This window comes from Streptomyces sp. NPDC024687, assembly GCF_055559055.1.
In genome coordinates this window covers 165679-180556 of record NZ_JBVHLJ010000013.1, presented here as the reverse complement: position 1 = coordinate 180556, position 14878 = coordinate 165679, and the positions used below count along the sequence as shown (strand labels likewise).

The 14878-nt window shown below is 68.2% G+C and carries 10 protein-coding genes and 1 pseudogene; 8 read left to right on the top strand and 3 right to left on the bottom strand.

Translation table 11 applies throughout. The features are described 5' to 3' along the window. Positions 1–2 precede the first annotated feature (2 nt). The 4 genes from ACZ39I_RS37375 (at position 3) to ACZ39I_RS37360 (ending at position 7749) form a co-directional block, all read left to right on the top strand. Entirely contained in the window at positions 3–1835 is a 1833-nt protein-coding gene (locus ACZ39I_RS37375; RefSeq protein WP_467249560.1) for an RICIN domain-containing protein, read from the top strand. A 61-nt stretch (positions 1836–1896) separates the two neighbouring features. Next, entirely contained in the window at positions 1897–4305 is a 2409-nt protein-coding gene (locus tag ACZ39I_RS37370; protein WP_467249558.1) for a ricin-type beta-trefoil lectin domain protein, read from the top strand. 70 nt (positions 4306–4375) lie between these two features. Beyond that, complete coding sequence (locus ACZ39I_RS37365; RefSeq protein WP_467249556.1) at positions 4376–6358, top strand: alpha-L-fucosidase; 1983 nt, start codon at positions 4376–4378, stop codon at positions 6356–6358. A gap of 71 nt (positions 6359–6429) precedes the next feature. Then, positions 6430–7749: an RICIN domain-containing protein gene (locus tag ACZ39I_RS37360; RefSeq protein ID WP_467249554.1), complete on the top strand. Its 1320-nt coding sequence runs from the start codon at positions 6430–6432 to the stop codon at positions 7747–7749. Between the two features lie 1114 nt (positions 7750–8863). Here the strand turns inward: ACZ39I_RS37360 and ACZ39I_RS37355 are convergent. Continuing rightward, positions 8864–9400, bottom strand: a complete 537-nt coding sequence (locus tag ACZ39I_RS37355; protein WP_467249552.1) for a cysteine hydrolase family protein — start codon at positions 9398–9400, stop codon at positions 8864–8866. Between the two features lie 837 nt (positions 9401–10237). Between ACZ39I_RS37355 and ACZ39I_RS37350 the strand changes: the two genes are divergently transcribed. Then, positions 10238–11662, top strand: a complete 1425-nt coding sequence (locus ACZ39I_RS37350; RefSeq protein ID WP_467249550.1) for a non-reducing end alpha-L-arabinofuranosidase family hydrolase — start codon at positions 10238–10240, stop codon at positions 11660–11662. A gap of 592 nt (positions 11663–12254) precedes the next feature. Here ACZ39I_RS37350 and ACZ39I_RS37345 read toward each other — a convergent pair. Next, entirely contained in the window at positions 12255–12563 is a 309-nt protein-coding gene (locus tag ACZ39I_RS37345; RefSeq protein ID WP_467249548.1) for a hypothetical protein, read from the bottom strand. A 200-nt stretch (positions 12564–12763) separates the two neighbouring features. On the opposite strand from ACZ39I_RS37345, the gene ACZ39I_RS37340 reads away from it, so the two are divergent. Next, a complete protein-coding gene (locus ACZ39I_RS37340; RefSeq protein WP_467249546.1) occupies positions 12764–12910 on the top strand; it encodes a hypothetical protein in 147 nt (48 codons plus the stop codon). A 10-nt stretch (positions 12911–12920) separates the two neighbouring features. Then, positions 12921–13073, top strand: a complete 153-nt coding sequence (locus ACZ39I_RS37335) for a hypothetical protein (protein WP_467249544.1) — start codon at positions 12921–12923, stop codon at positions 13071–13073. A gap of 62 nt (positions 13074–13135) precedes the next feature. Here the strand turns inward: ACZ39I_RS37335 and ACZ39I_RS37330 are convergent. Then, a pseudogene (locus ACZ39I_RS37330) lies at positions 13136–13276 on the bottom strand (molybdopterin-dependent oxidoreductase); the annotation flags it as partial. A gap of 207 nt (positions 13277–13483) precedes the next feature. Between ACZ39I_RS37330 and ACZ39I_RS37325 the strand changes: the two are divergent. Further along, positions 13484–14743, top strand: coding sequence for a lactonase family protein (locus tag ACZ39I_RS37325; protein ID WP_467249542.1), 1260 nt, complete (start codon positions 13484–13486; stop codon positions 14741–14743). Positions 14744–14878 lie beyond the last annotated feature (135 nt).

The following is a 14878-nucleotide window of genomic DNA, read 5'->3' as shown; positions in this document are numbered from 1 at the left end:
GCATGAGGACGAGAGCGAGACCCGGGCGTCTGGTACTGGCCGTCGGCATCGTCCTGGCGTTCGTGCTGCAGCTGTCGGCGACCGCCGAGAGCAGGGCCGTCTCCGGCGAGGCGCTGAGCGTGAACCTGGCGTCGACGCGAGGCCCGTCGACCGGCGTGGGTGAGGGATTCCTCTACGGCTTCACGCAGGACGGCAGCCAGCCGGCCGACCAGTTCATCAAGCCGCTGGGGATCAACGCGTTCCGCGGCGGGGGATGGTTCTCCGGCGGCTGGATCCGGGACAACTACCAGTACGGATCGGCCACTCGGGCCGATCTCGACTCCATCGTCGCGCAGGCGAAACGGCTCACCCAGCCGCCGTATCACGCGCAGTACCAGGTACTGGTCAGCGACATCTACGGCGCCAACGGCGGGCAGCCGTCCAACACGAGATACCCGTGCGACAACGGCGACTGCTCCAACTGGATCGCCTTCATCGACTCCACGGTGGGAGCACTGCAGGCCACGGGGCTGAAGTTCGCCTACGACATCTGGAACGAGCCGGACATCTCCGCCTTCTGGACCCGGGGGGTGAACAGCGCCCAGTACTTCCAGATGTGGGATACCGCCTACCGGGAGATCCGGCGCATCGCCCCCTCGGCGCAGATCGTCGGGCCGTCGCTCGCCTTCACACCGCAGAGCAACCCGGGGGAGTGGCGGACCTGGCTCGCGCACGTGAAGGCGGCCGGAACGGTACCCGACATGATCACCAACCATGACGAGGGTGACGTCGACGACCCGGTCACCGTCTCCCAGTCCCTCAACAGTGCCCTGGCCACGGCGGGCATCGGCCCGCTGCCGCTGTCCGCGAACGAGTACCAGCCCGCCGACCGGCAGACCGCCGGGGTGACGGCCTGGTACCTGGCGCGGTTCGCGCAGTCCGGGTACACCAACGCGATGCGCGGCAACTGGGTCTGCTGCGTCACCCCCAACCTGACGGGAGTCCTCATCCAGAGCGGGGGCACCTGGCAGCCGACGGGCAACTGGTGGGCGCTCCGCGACTACGCCGACATGACCGGCACCCTCGTCGACACCTCCGGCCAGGTCGGCTCGACCGCGATCTCGGCCTCCGAGGACCCCACCAACAAGCGCGCGGTGGCCATCATCGGCGACGCCAACGGCAACTCCGGCACCGCGTCCGTGACCTTCAACGGGCTGTCGTCCGTGCCCTGGCTGACGAACGCCGGCAGCGTGCACGTCACCGTGCACCGCATCCCGGACCAGGCACCGCTCGCGGCGCCACAGACCGTGTACGACCAGAACCTGAGCGCCTCGGGCGGCTCGATCACCGTGCCGTTGACGTTCCAGGGCGCACACGACGCGTTCGCCGTCTATCTCACCCCGGCCACCTCCGGCGGCGAGGGCTTCCCGACCGGTTACCACCAACTCGTCGTCGCCAACGACAACCTGTGCCTGGACGTGTACGGCAACTCCAGCAGCGCGGGCGCCGCGATCGACCAGTGGACCTGCAACGGGCAGAGCAACCAGCAGTTCCAGTTCGTACCGGCCTCGGGCGGCTACGGCGAACTGCGCGCCCAGAGCTCCGGCCAGGACGTGGCGGTCGCCGGCGGATCCACGACGGCGGGCACCCCGAACATCGTCCAACAGCCCCCCGCCACGACGGCCAACGGCCTCTGGTTGCCGGTGCGCCAGTCCGACGGCTCCTACGCCTTCCAGAACCGCAACAGCGGTCTGTGCCTGGACGTCTACGGCGCCGGAAGCAGCGCGGGCCAACAACTCGACCAGTGGCAGTGCAAGAACGCACCCGGCACCAACCAGGACTTCCTCGTCCGCTGAACCGTCCGCCGACCACACCCCGGCCGTGGACACCCCCCCCCACCTGCGAAAGGAACCCACCGTGTCAGCAATCGCACGGCTGTTACGGCGCCTGCGCGTCCCGACGGCCGTACTCGCGGGCCTCGTTCTGGCCGCCGGCGGCGTCGTGGGCACAGCCGCCACCCCGGCCCGGGCCGCCACCTCCATCACCCTCAACGGCGCGTCCGGCGGACGGACCTTCGACGGCGTCGGCGCGATCAGCGGGGGAGGCGGCAACAGCAGGCTCCTGATCGACTATCCCGAGCCCCAGCGCGGCCAGGTCCTCGACTACCTCTTCCGGCCCGGCTACGGCGCCTCCCTGCATATGCTCAAGGCCGAGATCGGCGGGGACACCAACTCCACCTCGGGAGCCGAACCCAGCCACCAGCACACCCGCTCCGACCTGAACTGCGACCGGGGCTACGAATGGTGGCTGATGGAGCAGGCCAAGGCCCGCAACCCGAACATCAAGCTGTACGGGCTCGCCTGGGGCGCCCCGGGCTGGATCGGCAACGGCAACTTCTGGTCCACCGACATGGTCAACTACCTGGTCTCGTGGCTGGGCTGCGCCAAGCAGCACGGGCTGAGCATCGACTACCTCGGCGGATGGAACGAGCGAGGCTACAACGTCTCCTGGTACCAGCAGCTGCGGAGCGCCCTCAACAGCAACGGCTACGGCAGCGTCAAGATCGTCGCGGCCGACTCGGACTGGTCCGTGGCGAACGACGTCAACTCCAACCCGTCGTTCGCCTCCGCGGTGAGCGCCATCGGCACGCACTATCCCTGCGGCTACCGGTCCTCCCAGTCCACCTGCACGGTGCCGGCGGCCGCCATGTCCTCCGGCAAGCCGTTGTGGGCGAGCGAGAACGGCTCGGACGACTACAACGGGGGAGCGCAGGCCATGGCCCGCGGCATCAACCGCGGATACATCGACGGACGCATGACCGCCTACCTCAACTGGCCGGTGGTCGCTGCGCTCACCCCCAACCTGCCGTACCCCACCATGGGCATGGCCCTGGCCTCGCAGCCGTGGTCCGGCTCGTACTCGATCGGTAAGAACACCTGGGTGATGGCGCACACCAGCCAGTTCACCGCCCCGGGATGGCGCTACCTCGACGCCTCCAGCGGCTACATCGGCGGCAACCGCGCCAACGGAAGCTACGTCTCGCTCAAGTCCCCGAACAACTCCGACTACTCCACGGTCATCGAGACGATGGACGCCGGCAGCGCGCAGACGCTGAACTTCAACGTCACCGGGGGGCTCTCCGCCGGAACCGTCCACGTCTGGTCCACCGACGTCAGGTCCGCCGACCCGGCCGACCACTTCGTGCACACCGCGGACATCACCCCGTCCGGCGGCGGTTTCAGCCTGACCGTCCAGCCCGGCCACCTGTACACCCTGACCACCACGACCGGACAGGGCAAGGGAACCGCCACCGGTCCCGCCCGGAGCGCGCTGAAGCTGCCGTACAGCGACTCGTTCGACGGCTACGCCACCGGCACCGAGGCGAAGTACCTCATGGACTGGCAGGGCGCTTTCGAGGCGGTGGGCTGCGGCGGCGGCCGCAGTGGGAAGTGCGTGCGCCAGATGAGCCCGCAGAAACCGATCACCTGGGACGCGCTGACCGATCCGCACGCCCTGCTCGGTGACGTGAGCTGGGGCAACTACACCGTCTCGTCCGACGTGCTGCTCGAACAGCCCGGATACGCCGAGTTGCTCGGCCGTGCCGGCGGGCACGACTACGACCGCACCGGCGGACAGAACGCCTACCGGCTGCGGGTGAGCGACACCGGGGCCTGGTCGATCCTGAACTCGAACACCAACGGCACCGTCTCCACCCTGGCCCGCGGCACGACCGCGGCGCTCGGTACCAACCGGTGGCACACCGTGGCCCTCACCTTCTCCGGCACCACGATCACCGCCGTCATCGACGGTGCCACGGTCGGTTCCGTGGACGACCGCACCTGGGCCGCCGGACAGATCGGCTACGCGACCAGCCAGGGCGAGACGGCACAGTTCGACAACCTGTCCATCACCCCCGGCAGCGGCGGAAACGACGGCGGTACGGCCGGCGCGATCGTCGGGGTCGGCTCCGGCCGGTGCGTCGACGTGCCCAACCAGTCGCACACGGCCGGCACCCAGGTGGCGCTGTGGGACTGCAACGGCGGCAGCAACCAGCAGTGGACGAACACCACCGCGGGTGAGCTGCGGGTCTACGGCAGCGCTTGCCTGGACGCCGCGGGCCAGGGCACGAGCCCCGGCACCAAGGTGGACATCTGGGACTGCACCGGCGGCGGCAACCAGAAGTGGACGCTCCACACCGACGGCACGATCACCGGCGATCAGTCCGGTCTGTGCCTGGACGCCACCGGCGCCGGAACGGCCAACGGCACCCTGCTGCAGCTGTGGACCTGCAACGGCAGCAGCAACCAGAAGTGGACGCGCGACTGATCCAGGCGTCCGGCTGACCATCAGCGACCGAAGGCACGACGTCCGTCATTTCCCCCTGAGAGGCCCCCACATGTCCGACTCCTCCCTGCCGCTCAGCCGGCGCCGACTGCTTGCGGTGGCCGGCGCGTCGGCGGCCGCCGGCCTGCTGCGGTTCGCCCCCGAGGCCGCCGCGACCGACGGCCCCGGAAGCTACACCGCGAGCTGGTCCTCCGTGGACCAGCACCCTCCGGCCCCGGCCTGGTTCCAGGACGCCAAGTTCGGCATCTACTACCACTGGGGCGCCTTCAGCGTTCCCGCGTTCGGCAACGAGTGGTATCCGCGCAACATGTACATCGGCGGCTCGGCCGAGAACAACCACCACAAGGCCGTCTACGGCGACCCCTCGGCGTGGCCGTACCACAACTTCATCGACGGTGGCCGCGACAAGGCGGGCAACTTCGTCCAGTTCGCCCCCAAACTGGTCTCCCAGGGCGGCAAGTTCGACCCGGACGCGTGGGCCCGGCTGTTCAAGGCCGCAGGCGCCCGGTTCGCCGGCCCGGTCGCCGAGCACCACGACGGCTTCTCCATGTGGAACAGCCACGCCAACCCGTGGAACTCGGTCCAGCACGGCCCCAGGCTCGACCTGGTGGGGCTGCACGCGCAGGCCATCCGCGGGCAGGGCCTGAAGTTCATGGCATCCCTGCACCACGCCTACCACTTCACCGGCTTCTACGACAACGTACCGTCCCAGTCCGACCCGAACCTGCGCATCCTCTACGGCCAGCAGGGTTCGGCCGCGGAGAACAAGCTCTGGTACGACAAGCTGATCGAGGTCATCGACGGCTACCAACCGGACCTGGTCTGGCAGGACTTCAACCTGCACCTGGTGCAGGAGTCCTACCGGCTCCAGTTCCTCGCGCACTACTACAACCAGGCCGTCGCATGGAACAAGGACGTGGTCGCCACCTACAAGGACGGCCTCAACAACAAGGGTGAGGTCTTCGACTTCGAGCGCGGCGGCCCGGCCGGGCTGCTCACCCCGTACTGGCTGACCGACGACAGCATCTCCTCCTCCAGCTGGTGCTACACGGTGGGCATCGGCTACTACTCGACGCAGGCACTGCTGCACTCGCTGATCGACCGGGTCAGCAAGGGCGGCAGCATGCTGCTGAACATCGCCCCGATGGCCGACGGCACCATCCCCTCCGGGCAGCAGTCCATCCTGCTCGCCATGGGCGACTGGCTCGGCCGCTTCGGAGAGGCGGTCTACTCAACCCGCTCCTGGTCCAGCTACGGCGAGGGCCCCACCAAGATGGGCGGAGGCTCCTTCAGCGGACCGGTGGCCGGCAAACCGCAGGACATCCGGTTCACCCGCAGCCGGGACAACAAGGTCCTCTACGCCACCGCGCTGGGCTGGCAGGGCGGCACCATGACGATCACGACGCTGAACTCCAACCAGATCAACCTCAGCAGCCTGACAGGCGCCCAACTGCTCGACAACACCGCCGGCACGTACATCAACCTGCCCGCACCGACCCAGGACGCGTCCGGCTTGCACCTGACGATGCCCTCGTCCAACGCGCCGTTCAATGCCCTGGCGTACACGGTCAAGCTGACCTTCTCCGGTGAGATCCCCGTCCTGGGCGCGCCGGGCGGCTCCACGACCTGGGTCAGGATCGCCAACGTGACCAGCGGACTGGTGCTCGACAGCGGGGGCAACGTCGCCTCCGGCTCCAACCTCAAGCAGTGGAGCTACGACGGCAGCACCAACCTGCAGTGGCAGCTGATCGACCTCGGCAACGGCTACTACCGCATCATCAACCGGACCAACGGCATGGCCGCCGACAGCTGGGGCAACACCGCCAACGGCGCCCCCGCCCGCCAGGAGGCGTGGAACGGCGGCAACAACCAGCAGTGGTCGCTCAACAGCCTCGGCAACAACCGCTATCAGATCGTCAACCGGGGCACCGGCACCGCTCTTGACGGCAGCGGCAGCACCACAGCCGGCTCCACCACGGTCCTGTGGACGCCGAACTCCAGCACCAACAACGCGTGGACCATCACCGCCGTGTGAACCGGCGCTCCCCGTAGGACACAAGAACTCGACGACGGAAGAAGGAGAGCATGGAACGTAAACCGCTCTTAATGTCCATCGTGGCCGCACTGCTTCTCATCCTGACAACCGCGGGCACCTCGTTCAGCAGCGCCCTCGGCGCACCCACGCCGAGCACGCAGTCCGCCGCCGCGGCGAGCGCCGGTTGTGGCAAGGCCCCGACGCTGACCAGCGGCAACCACACGATTCAGAGCGGCGGCCAGAACCGCAGTTACATCCTGCGGGTCCCGGCCGGCTACGACAGCAACCACCCCTACCGGCTCGTCTTCGGCTTCCACTGGCGGGGCGGGACAGCGAACGACGTCGACTCGGGCGGCACGGACGGGTACAACTGGTCCTACTACGGCCTCAGGCGCTTGGCGGACAACGCGAACAACAGCACGATCTTCGTCGCCCCCCAGGGCAACGGCAACGGCTGGGCCAACCCCGGCGGCCAGGACGTGGCCTTCGTCGACGCCATGGTCAACCAGATCGAATCAGGTCTGTGCGTGGACACCACCCAGCTGTTCTCCGCCGGCTTCAGCTACGGCGGCGCGATGTCGTACGCCCTCGCCTGCTCCCGGGCGACGGTCTTCCGCGCGGTCGCGGTCTACTCCGGCGCCAACCTCAGCGGCTGCAACGGCGGTAGCCAGCCCATCGCCTACATGGGACTGCACGGCCTCAGGGACAACGTGCTGCCCATCCAGTCGGGACGAGACCTGCGCAACACCTTCGTCCGGGCGAACGGCTGCACCCCGCAGAACCCGCCCGAGCCGGCCAACGGAAGCCTGACGCACATCATCACCACCTACTCGGGATGCAGGTCCGGCTACCCAGTCGTCTGGGCCGCGTTCGACGGAGCGGGTCACGACCCGGGCCCCATCGACGGTTCCACCGGTGGCGGCTGGCGCACCTGGACGTCGGCGGCGGTGTGGCAGTTCTTCACCCAGTTCGGCTCGAGCACGCCGCCGACGCCGCAGCCCTCCGAAAATCAGGAGATCGTCGGCCAGCAGTCCGGACGCTGCCTCGACATCAACAACTCGACCACGGCCAACGGCACGCAGGCGCAGCTGTGGGACTGCAACGGCGGCTCCAACCAGCGGTGGACCCACACCACCGGAAAGCAGCTGGTCGTCTACGGCAACAAGTGCCTGGGAGTCGGCCAGGGCGCGGGCAACGGCACCCCCGCGGCGATCTGGGACTGCAGCGGGCAGCCGGACCAGCAGTGGAACATCAACCCCGACGGCACGATCACGGCAGCGCAGTCGGGGCTCTGCCTGGACGCCAACGGCCAGGGCACCGCCAACGGGACGAAGGTCCAGATGTGGAGTTGCTCGGGCGGCGCCAACCAGCACTGGCGCCTGCAGAACTGACGGGCCGGGGCCAGGTCCGACACGGTACGGGCCTGGCCCCCGAGGATCTGGCATCCAGGCGGGTCAAGCGCGGCCGTTCCCTCGGACCACCTCCTCGACGGGTGCCGGCCCCGCGTTGCGTTCGGCTCGTGCAGCAGGAGAGCGAGGGTGGCGGCGATGTCGCCGCGAGCGGGCCGAGGCTCGTCCGGATCAGGATGCCGCGGCGTCCACGGCGGGCTTGAGCACGTCCCTGAACCAGGTCCGGAAGCCCGTCGGCGTCGGCTCGACGGCCGCCCCGTCCTTGTCGTGGATGCCGTGGTCCTGACGGCCGGGCGCCCGAGTTTCTGGCTGATCAGCTCGGCCATGCCGTCGGGCGTCAGTCGGTCGGGGCCGAACACCGGGAGGTTCTGCTGACCGTTCCAGGTCAGGTCCGTGAGGAGGCCGGCCGCTGGACCGGCGATTTTCGCGTCGCGATCGACCAGCCGTGCCCGGCACTGGAGACTCCGAAGACGCTCCCGACGTCGTGGCGTGCGACGGCGGCGGCGCCCGCCCAGGTGAAGCCGTAGCTCAAGCCCCCAGCGGTCCGTCGACGCCTGCGGACCCGGTGGCACCACCCGCCGGACCATCAAGATCATGGGTGAGGCCAATGCCGGACCCGAAGGCCGGAGGCACCATTGCTGAGTCACGAAAAGGGTAACGAGGGGCGCGGGTCCAGCCCGCGGTGATCTCGACGGCCCCACCGCCCGCGGGAAGACCGTGTCCGCGCCGAACCGGGTGACGTCGTGCAGCGCCTCGGAACGGGTACGAATCTCGGCAGCGGTGAGGCATATCTTCGCCGGCGGCTGGTGATCGGGCAGCATCGGTCCGGCATCGGCACATGACCCTGACCGCGGGGCCGAATGGACCCCGGCATCGGGCAGGGCTACGGCCACTGCGAAGTCGCCCGCGGCCATGTCGTCGAAGTGAATGGAAGGGCCGCCGTCACCCGAGTGCGCCGAACCGCTCGCCCGGACCTCACCCCGGCACAGCGGACGACCTGCTTCAACGGCCGGACCTGTCGAGCCGCGGAAGGGATCGTCGCGTGCTTACAGGCCCGGAGCAGCCGACCCTCCGTCCAAGGACACCGGTACGCCGCTCAGTCCCACAGCTCGCGACTGTCACACACCCGCGCACCCATGTTGCGCTCCATCATCCGCAATGCCGCCTCCGCGAGATCGGAGTGGATGTGGGCGACAGCGTCACGCGGGACGACGACCTCGAAGTGGCGGATGTGGGCGTCGAGGGCGGAGTAGAGCACGCATTGCTCCGTTACCTGGCCGCACATCACCAGCCGCCCGATGTCCTGCTGACGCAGCAGGTAGGACAGCGGGGTCTCGAAGAACACCGAATGGCGCGCCTTGAGCACGAACAGCGATGCGCGGTCCGGTTGCACCGATTCGACGAGATCGGCATGCGGTCCTGCGAGAGCCTGCTGGAGCAGCTCACCGTGATGAGAGCGCCACTCACCGAAGTTGTCGTTGACGTAGATCACCGCGACGTCCTTCGACCGTGCTGTTTTCAGCAGGTCGGCGAGGATCGGGACCACCTCGCGGGCCGAAGGCAGCAGCTGTTCGGCATCCTGGTGGTCGTACGTGTTGATCATGTCGATGACGATCAGCGCGGTCTTGCTCATGACCCCCGGGTTCCCAGTGCAAGGGGTGTCAACAGGGACTCGGCACTGTCCTGGACGGCGCCACTGGAGCCCGGACTGCTTGGCCCCTCGGCACCCGGCCCGGCCACGAGGTGACTGCGGGGGACTGGTGCTCGCTCGACGGCCGAAAACCGGCGCTGCAAACGCAGTGCCACTCTTCTCCGAGGATTCACAGATCCCTCACGGGTTCAACGCCCGAGACCAGACGCGTTTCCGTCACCCCCACCTCCTTCCGCCCGCATGCCGTGCAGCACTCCGGACCGGCGCACTCCGCCTCGTCCACGGCCCCGCCACGGGCCGGCTCTCGTACCGAGGGAGAACCCGTTGTGAAGGCCGTTGACCGGGATTGCGGCTGAAAGTCGGCGACGTCAGCAGCCGGTTTCAGCCGACCGGGCGAACTCGTCTCGTCGTCAGCGAGTTCTCGTGGCTCCCCGCGGCACCGAATGTTTCGGGCTCACCGGCGCATCATGCGAAAAGTATTGACGCCGTTCTGCGGTTCTCTATCATCCAGATTGCTCGATGGTTCGACTGTTGTTCGGCATGGCGAACATGGGGGCCGCTCCACTCGCACAGCAGGACGTCACCGCACACGTCTGCCGCTTGAGTCGCAAGGGGTATGCCGCACGATGCATATGTCATGGCCCTGCCAAACCTTTCGCTGTCGTGCGCAGACGGCCGCCACGGGCCCTTCGCCGCCGCCCCGGTTCCAAAGGGTCAATCCAGTGCCGCGGACCCGCTACGCACCGCACCACCTCGACCGTCCGGCCGGCCTCCGCGCGGGGCAGCCGGAACCGCTCACTCAAGGACAACGAGGTCCCCATGCGCAGACGTAGTTTCGACCGCGGACGCGTGTCCGTGGTGCTCGCCGCTGCGATCGCGGCCCTGGTCGCGTTGGCGGCGATGCTCGTCGCCAATCCGGCTCAGGCGGCCTCCAGCGGCGCCTTGCGCGGTGTCGCCGCCGGCCGGTGTCTCGATGTGCCGAACTCCAGCCAGACCGACGGCACGTACCTGCAGATCTGGGACTGCTCGGGCGGGACCAACCAGCAGTGGACAGCGACGGACAGCAACCAGCTGACCGTGTTCGGCAACAAGTGCCTTGACGTTCCGGGCCACGCCACCACGGCCGGTACGCGCGTGCAGATCTGGACCTGCAGCGGGGGTGCGAACCAGCAGTGGCGAGTGAACTCCGACGGCACGATCGTCGGCGTGGAGTCCGGACTGTGCCTGGACGTCACGGGCTCCGGTACGGCCAACGGCACGGCGGTGGAGATCTGGACGTGCAACGGCGGCAGCAACCAGAAGTGGACCGGCCTGTCCGGGACGACCCCGCCGGGCGGTGGCAACTGCACTCTGCCGTCCTCGTACCGGTGGACGTCGACGGGAGCGTTGGCGCAGCCGGCGAACGGGTGGGTCTCGCTGAAGGACTTCACCAACGTGGTCTACAACGGCAAGCACCTGGTCTACGCGTCGAACGTGTCGGGATCGTCGTACGGCTCGATGCGGTTCGCGCCCTTCACGAACTGGTCCGACATGGCGTCGGCCGGCCAGACCGGCATGAGCCAGGCTGCGGTGGCGCCGACCCTGTTCTACTTCGCACCCAAGAACATCTGGGTGCTGGCCTACCAGTGGGGTGCCTGGCCCTTCATCTACCGCACGTCGAGCGACCCCACCAACCCCAACGGCTGGTCCGCACCGCAGCCGCTGTTCACCGGCAGCATCTCCGGCGCCGCCCCGATCGACCAGACCCTGATCGCCGACGACCAGAACATGTACCTGTTCTTCGCCGGTGACAACGGCAAGATCTACCGGGCGAGCATGCCGATCGGGAACTTCCCGGGCAACTTCGGCTCGTCGTACACGACGGTCATGAGTGACACGGTGAAGAACCTGTTCGAGGCGCCGGAGGTCTACAAGGTCCAGGGCCAGAACCAGTACCTGATGATCGTCGAGGCTCGGGGTGCGAATGAGCAGCGTTTCTTCCGCTCGTTCACGGCCTCCAGCCTGAGCGGTTCATGGACCCCGCAGGCCGCCACCGAGTCCAACCCCTTCGCGGGCAAGGCCAACAGCGGTGCCACCTGGACCAACGACATCAGTCACGGTGACCTGGTCCGCAACAACCCCGACCAGACCAAGACCATCGACCCATGCAACCTGCAGTTCCTCTACCAGGGCAAGTCCCCGAGCGCGAGCGGTCCCTACGACCAGCTGCCGTGGCGGCCGGGCGTTCTCACCCTGCAACGCTGACCGTCGACCGGTACTCATCGCGTCGAGGAGCTCCAGCCGGGCATCGGCTGGGGCTCCTCCGCACTGGTGGGGGCTCTCCCGGCTTCTCCTCCGGCGCCCGGCCGGGGGCTGACGCCGCGGCATGAGCAGCGTCGTTCCGGCGGACAGGGCGACGGTGACGCAGCACAGGTTCATCATCGTCACGACACCCAGTGCCTCACTCAGCAGTGAGCCGGGCCCGCATGCCCGACAAGGAGGCCGCCGCCTGGAGGAATCCGTTGGTGGCGCTGACTCTGCCCAGTACGGCGTCAGGGGTGTGACGGGCGACGAGCATCCCGCTCGTGATCGACGGATGGTCGTCCTGCCCCCGATGACTGGGAGCGCTCCCGAACTGCTTGACAAAACGGGGAGTTGGCCGGAGAGGGCGGGCCAGGTGCTGTCCGAAGGTGCGGCAGGCGAGTTCACGTGCCGAAGTCGGCGTTGATCTTCTGCAGAGGCTGTTCGAGAAGGCAGGCGGCGGCGTGACGGTAGACGCGGAGCGGTGTCGGGCAAGCGTGTGGCGCCACCCATCCGTGGAGCGGGACGGGCAGCGCCACACGTCGAAACCGGAAACTTATCCGGGGAAGGGCTTGCTCGCGTCGTCGTCAGCCTTGATGCACGCGTCGAGCTTCTTCTGGAGGGCGGCCGCGTCGTTGAGCGCCTTCTTGGCCGCCGCGGTCTCACCCAGCTGCTTCAGCTTCGCCGCCTTGGTCTTGAGGTTGGCGATCTGCTGGCGCAGCTGGCTCGTGTTGCAGGTGACGGACGCCTTGACCGATACCTCGCCCCGGTCGGCCGACGTGGCGGCGTGAGCGGGCATCGACGTGATGAAGAAGCCTCCGACGATGGCCGCAGAGACGGCCAGCGCGGAAAAGCGCTTGGTCATGATTGTTTCCCCCAGATTGGGCTTGCGTTGGTCGGAGTGGATCTTACAAGGCATTGTGACTCGCCAGTAACCAAGCCGGGTGCCGGGCCGCCGCTGGCGGTAGTCAGGAACTCCGTGTCGAGGATGACGCAAATGGCCTCGACACCGGCGGCTCGAACTCAGAACCTGCGGGTGCTCGAGGGCCGCTCGTTCCCGGGCGGGTGTCCGACATCCGCCCGGTCGCCGCCGGCACCGGCCTGCTCGCGCTCGTGCTCGTTCCGGACGGAGGCGCGGCGATGCTCCGTGCTGACACAGCCGAGGACGGATGGGCGGCGCTGTGGAACGGCGACGACGCGCACGACCTGTAAAGCGACGGGGATGCGCAGTGCCATCGTCGCGCCGCTCGCCGCCGGCCAACTCCCGGTCTGGACCGCGGCGAGCTACGACGGCGACCTCGTGCTCGTCCCGGCCGACCGGCTTGAGGAAGCCGTCGGCGTACATCGCCGGGCCAGCCACCAGGTTGCCATGTGACCGGGTCGGGACAGGCCAGGCGGAGAAGCCGTCGCTCAGTGGCTTGGCACACCGAGAAATCCCGGATGCTGCAGGAAGTGGCTGACGAGCCCGGTGACGAAGCACAGGGCGAACGCCGGCCCCAGTCAACGGCCGATCGAGGTCGCCATGCGGGCGTCATGCAACCTGCCCTTGAACACCGGCGGAGAGACACGCAGTTTCATGCCCGATCCCACTCGGCTCCTGCCCGTTCCGGTACGTCCGAGCGCCTTTGTACATTGACGGCCCCTGATCGCCCGGCGAACTGCTTACGAGAGTCTGACGTGGCCCCCGTTCCCCTCACACCTCCCTGCCACCACCGACCACTCTTGTCCCGTCCGCGACCACCACCGCGGACGCACGAACCCCACGAGGAATCAAAGGAGCGGGACATGAGTATGTACGGCGAGCGAAGTGAGCACCGTCCGAGCCGCCGGTGGGACGGAGCACGTCGTGGTCACCGGGCGAAGTCCAGGACGCGGCGCGTCGTGATCGGCGGCAGTGCCCTCGCCACCGTGGCGGCGGCGACCGTGGCCGTGTCCCTGGCCTCGGCGAGCCAGTACGGGGCGTCCGGAGCCGCAGCCGACCATGCCGTGTTCGTGCAGGGCAACGAGCTGAACGGCAACACCATCCACGTCTTCGCACGGGACGACCAGGGCAAGCTGAAACCCGCCGGCAGCTACGCCACGGGAGGCAAGGGCGGCGACCAGGTCGACGCCCCCACCGACTCCCTCGCCTCCCAGGGCTCCCTCGTCTACGACGACGCCTCCGGGATGCTGCTGGCGGTCAACGCGGGCACCGGCACGCTGACCTCCTTCCGCGTCGAGGGAACGAAACTGAAGCACCGTCGAGTTGTCGACACCGGCGGCGAGTTCCCGTCCAGCGTCGCGGTGCGCGGCAAGATCGCGTACGTCATGAACGCGGGCGGCAAGGGCAGCGTCCAGGGCTTCCGGATCACCGGCAAGGGGCTCGTTCCGATGGGAGGGTCCTTCCGATCCCTGGGGTTGGCCAACAAGGACGTACCGCGATTCGACACCTCGCCCGGCGAGGTCGAGATCACCCCGGACGGCCGCAACGTGGTGGTCACCACCAAGGGGAACAACACCGTCGAGGTCTTCCCGTTGAAGAAGAACGGCCTGCCGGCCGTCGCCGAGCCGGTCGTCAACAAGTCCGCCGACAACGTGCCGTTCGCGATCAGCTTCGACAGGACCGGCAACCGGATGCTGGTCGCCGAGGCCGAGAAGTCCACGGTGACCGTCTACCAGGTCCACCACAACGGCAAGTTGCAGGTCCTCCAGCAGCCGCTCGCGAACGGCCAGGAGGTCCTGTGCTGGCTGGAGCGCGCGGGAGACTTCTTCTACGGCGGCAACACCGGCAACTCCACCGTCGCCGGGTACCGCATGGACAAGCACGGACGGCTCGCCCTGACCAACGAGGTCGGCCTCGCCACCCCGCCCTCCTCGAAATCGCAGGGCGTGATCGACATCGCCGTGACCAAGGACGCCAAGTTCGTCTACGTCCAGAACGCCACCTCCGGAACGGTCGACGGATTCCGCGTCGAGAAGAACGGATCCCTCACCAAGGTCACCACAACGGCCGACGGGCTGTCCGCGTTCGCCGAATCCGGCATGGAGGGCATCGCCGCGATGTGAACCCGGTGGTGTCGGCACCGCGTCCGGCCCCCGAGAAGCTCCGGCGTCTCCCACGAACCCGAAGAATGCACGCCAGGCTCCCGCACTTCGAACGCCGCCCCCTCATCGGCACGAAGGCGTTCAAGGTCCCGGCCG

Coding starts and splice junctions, on each gene's coding strand:
- ACZ39I_RS37375 (WP_467249560.1), top strand. CDS start 3: ATGAGGACGAGAGCGAGACCCGGGCGTCTGGTACTGGCCGTCGGCATC.
- ACZ39I_RS37345 (WP_467249548.1), bottom strand. CDS start 12,563: ATGACCAAGCGCTTTTCCGCGCTGGCCGTCTCTGCGGCCATCGTCGGA.
- ACZ39I_RS37360 (WP_467249554.1), top strand. CDS start 6,430: ATGTCCATCGTGGCCGCACTGCTTCTCATCCTGACAACCGCGGGCACC.
- ACZ39I_RS37350 (WP_467249550.1), top strand. CDS start 10,238: ATGCGCAGACGTAGTTTCGACCGCGGACGCGTGTCCGTGGTGCTCGCC.
- ACZ39I_RS37355 (WP_467249552.1), bottom strand. CDS start 9,400: ATGAGCAAGACCGCGCTGATCGTCATCGACATGATCAACACGTACGAC.
- ACZ39I_RS37365 (WP_467249556.1), top strand. CDS start 4,376: ATGTCCGACTCCTCCCTGCCGCTCAGCCGGCGCCGACTGCTTGCGGTG.
- ACZ39I_RS37335 (WP_467249544.1), top strand. CDS start 12,921: ATGCGCAGTGCCATCGTCGCGCCGCTCGCCGCCGGCCAACTCCCGGTC.
- ACZ39I_RS37325 (WP_467249542.1), top strand. CDS start 13,484: ATGAGTATGTACGGCGAGCGAAGTGAGCACCGTCCGAGCCGCCGGTGG.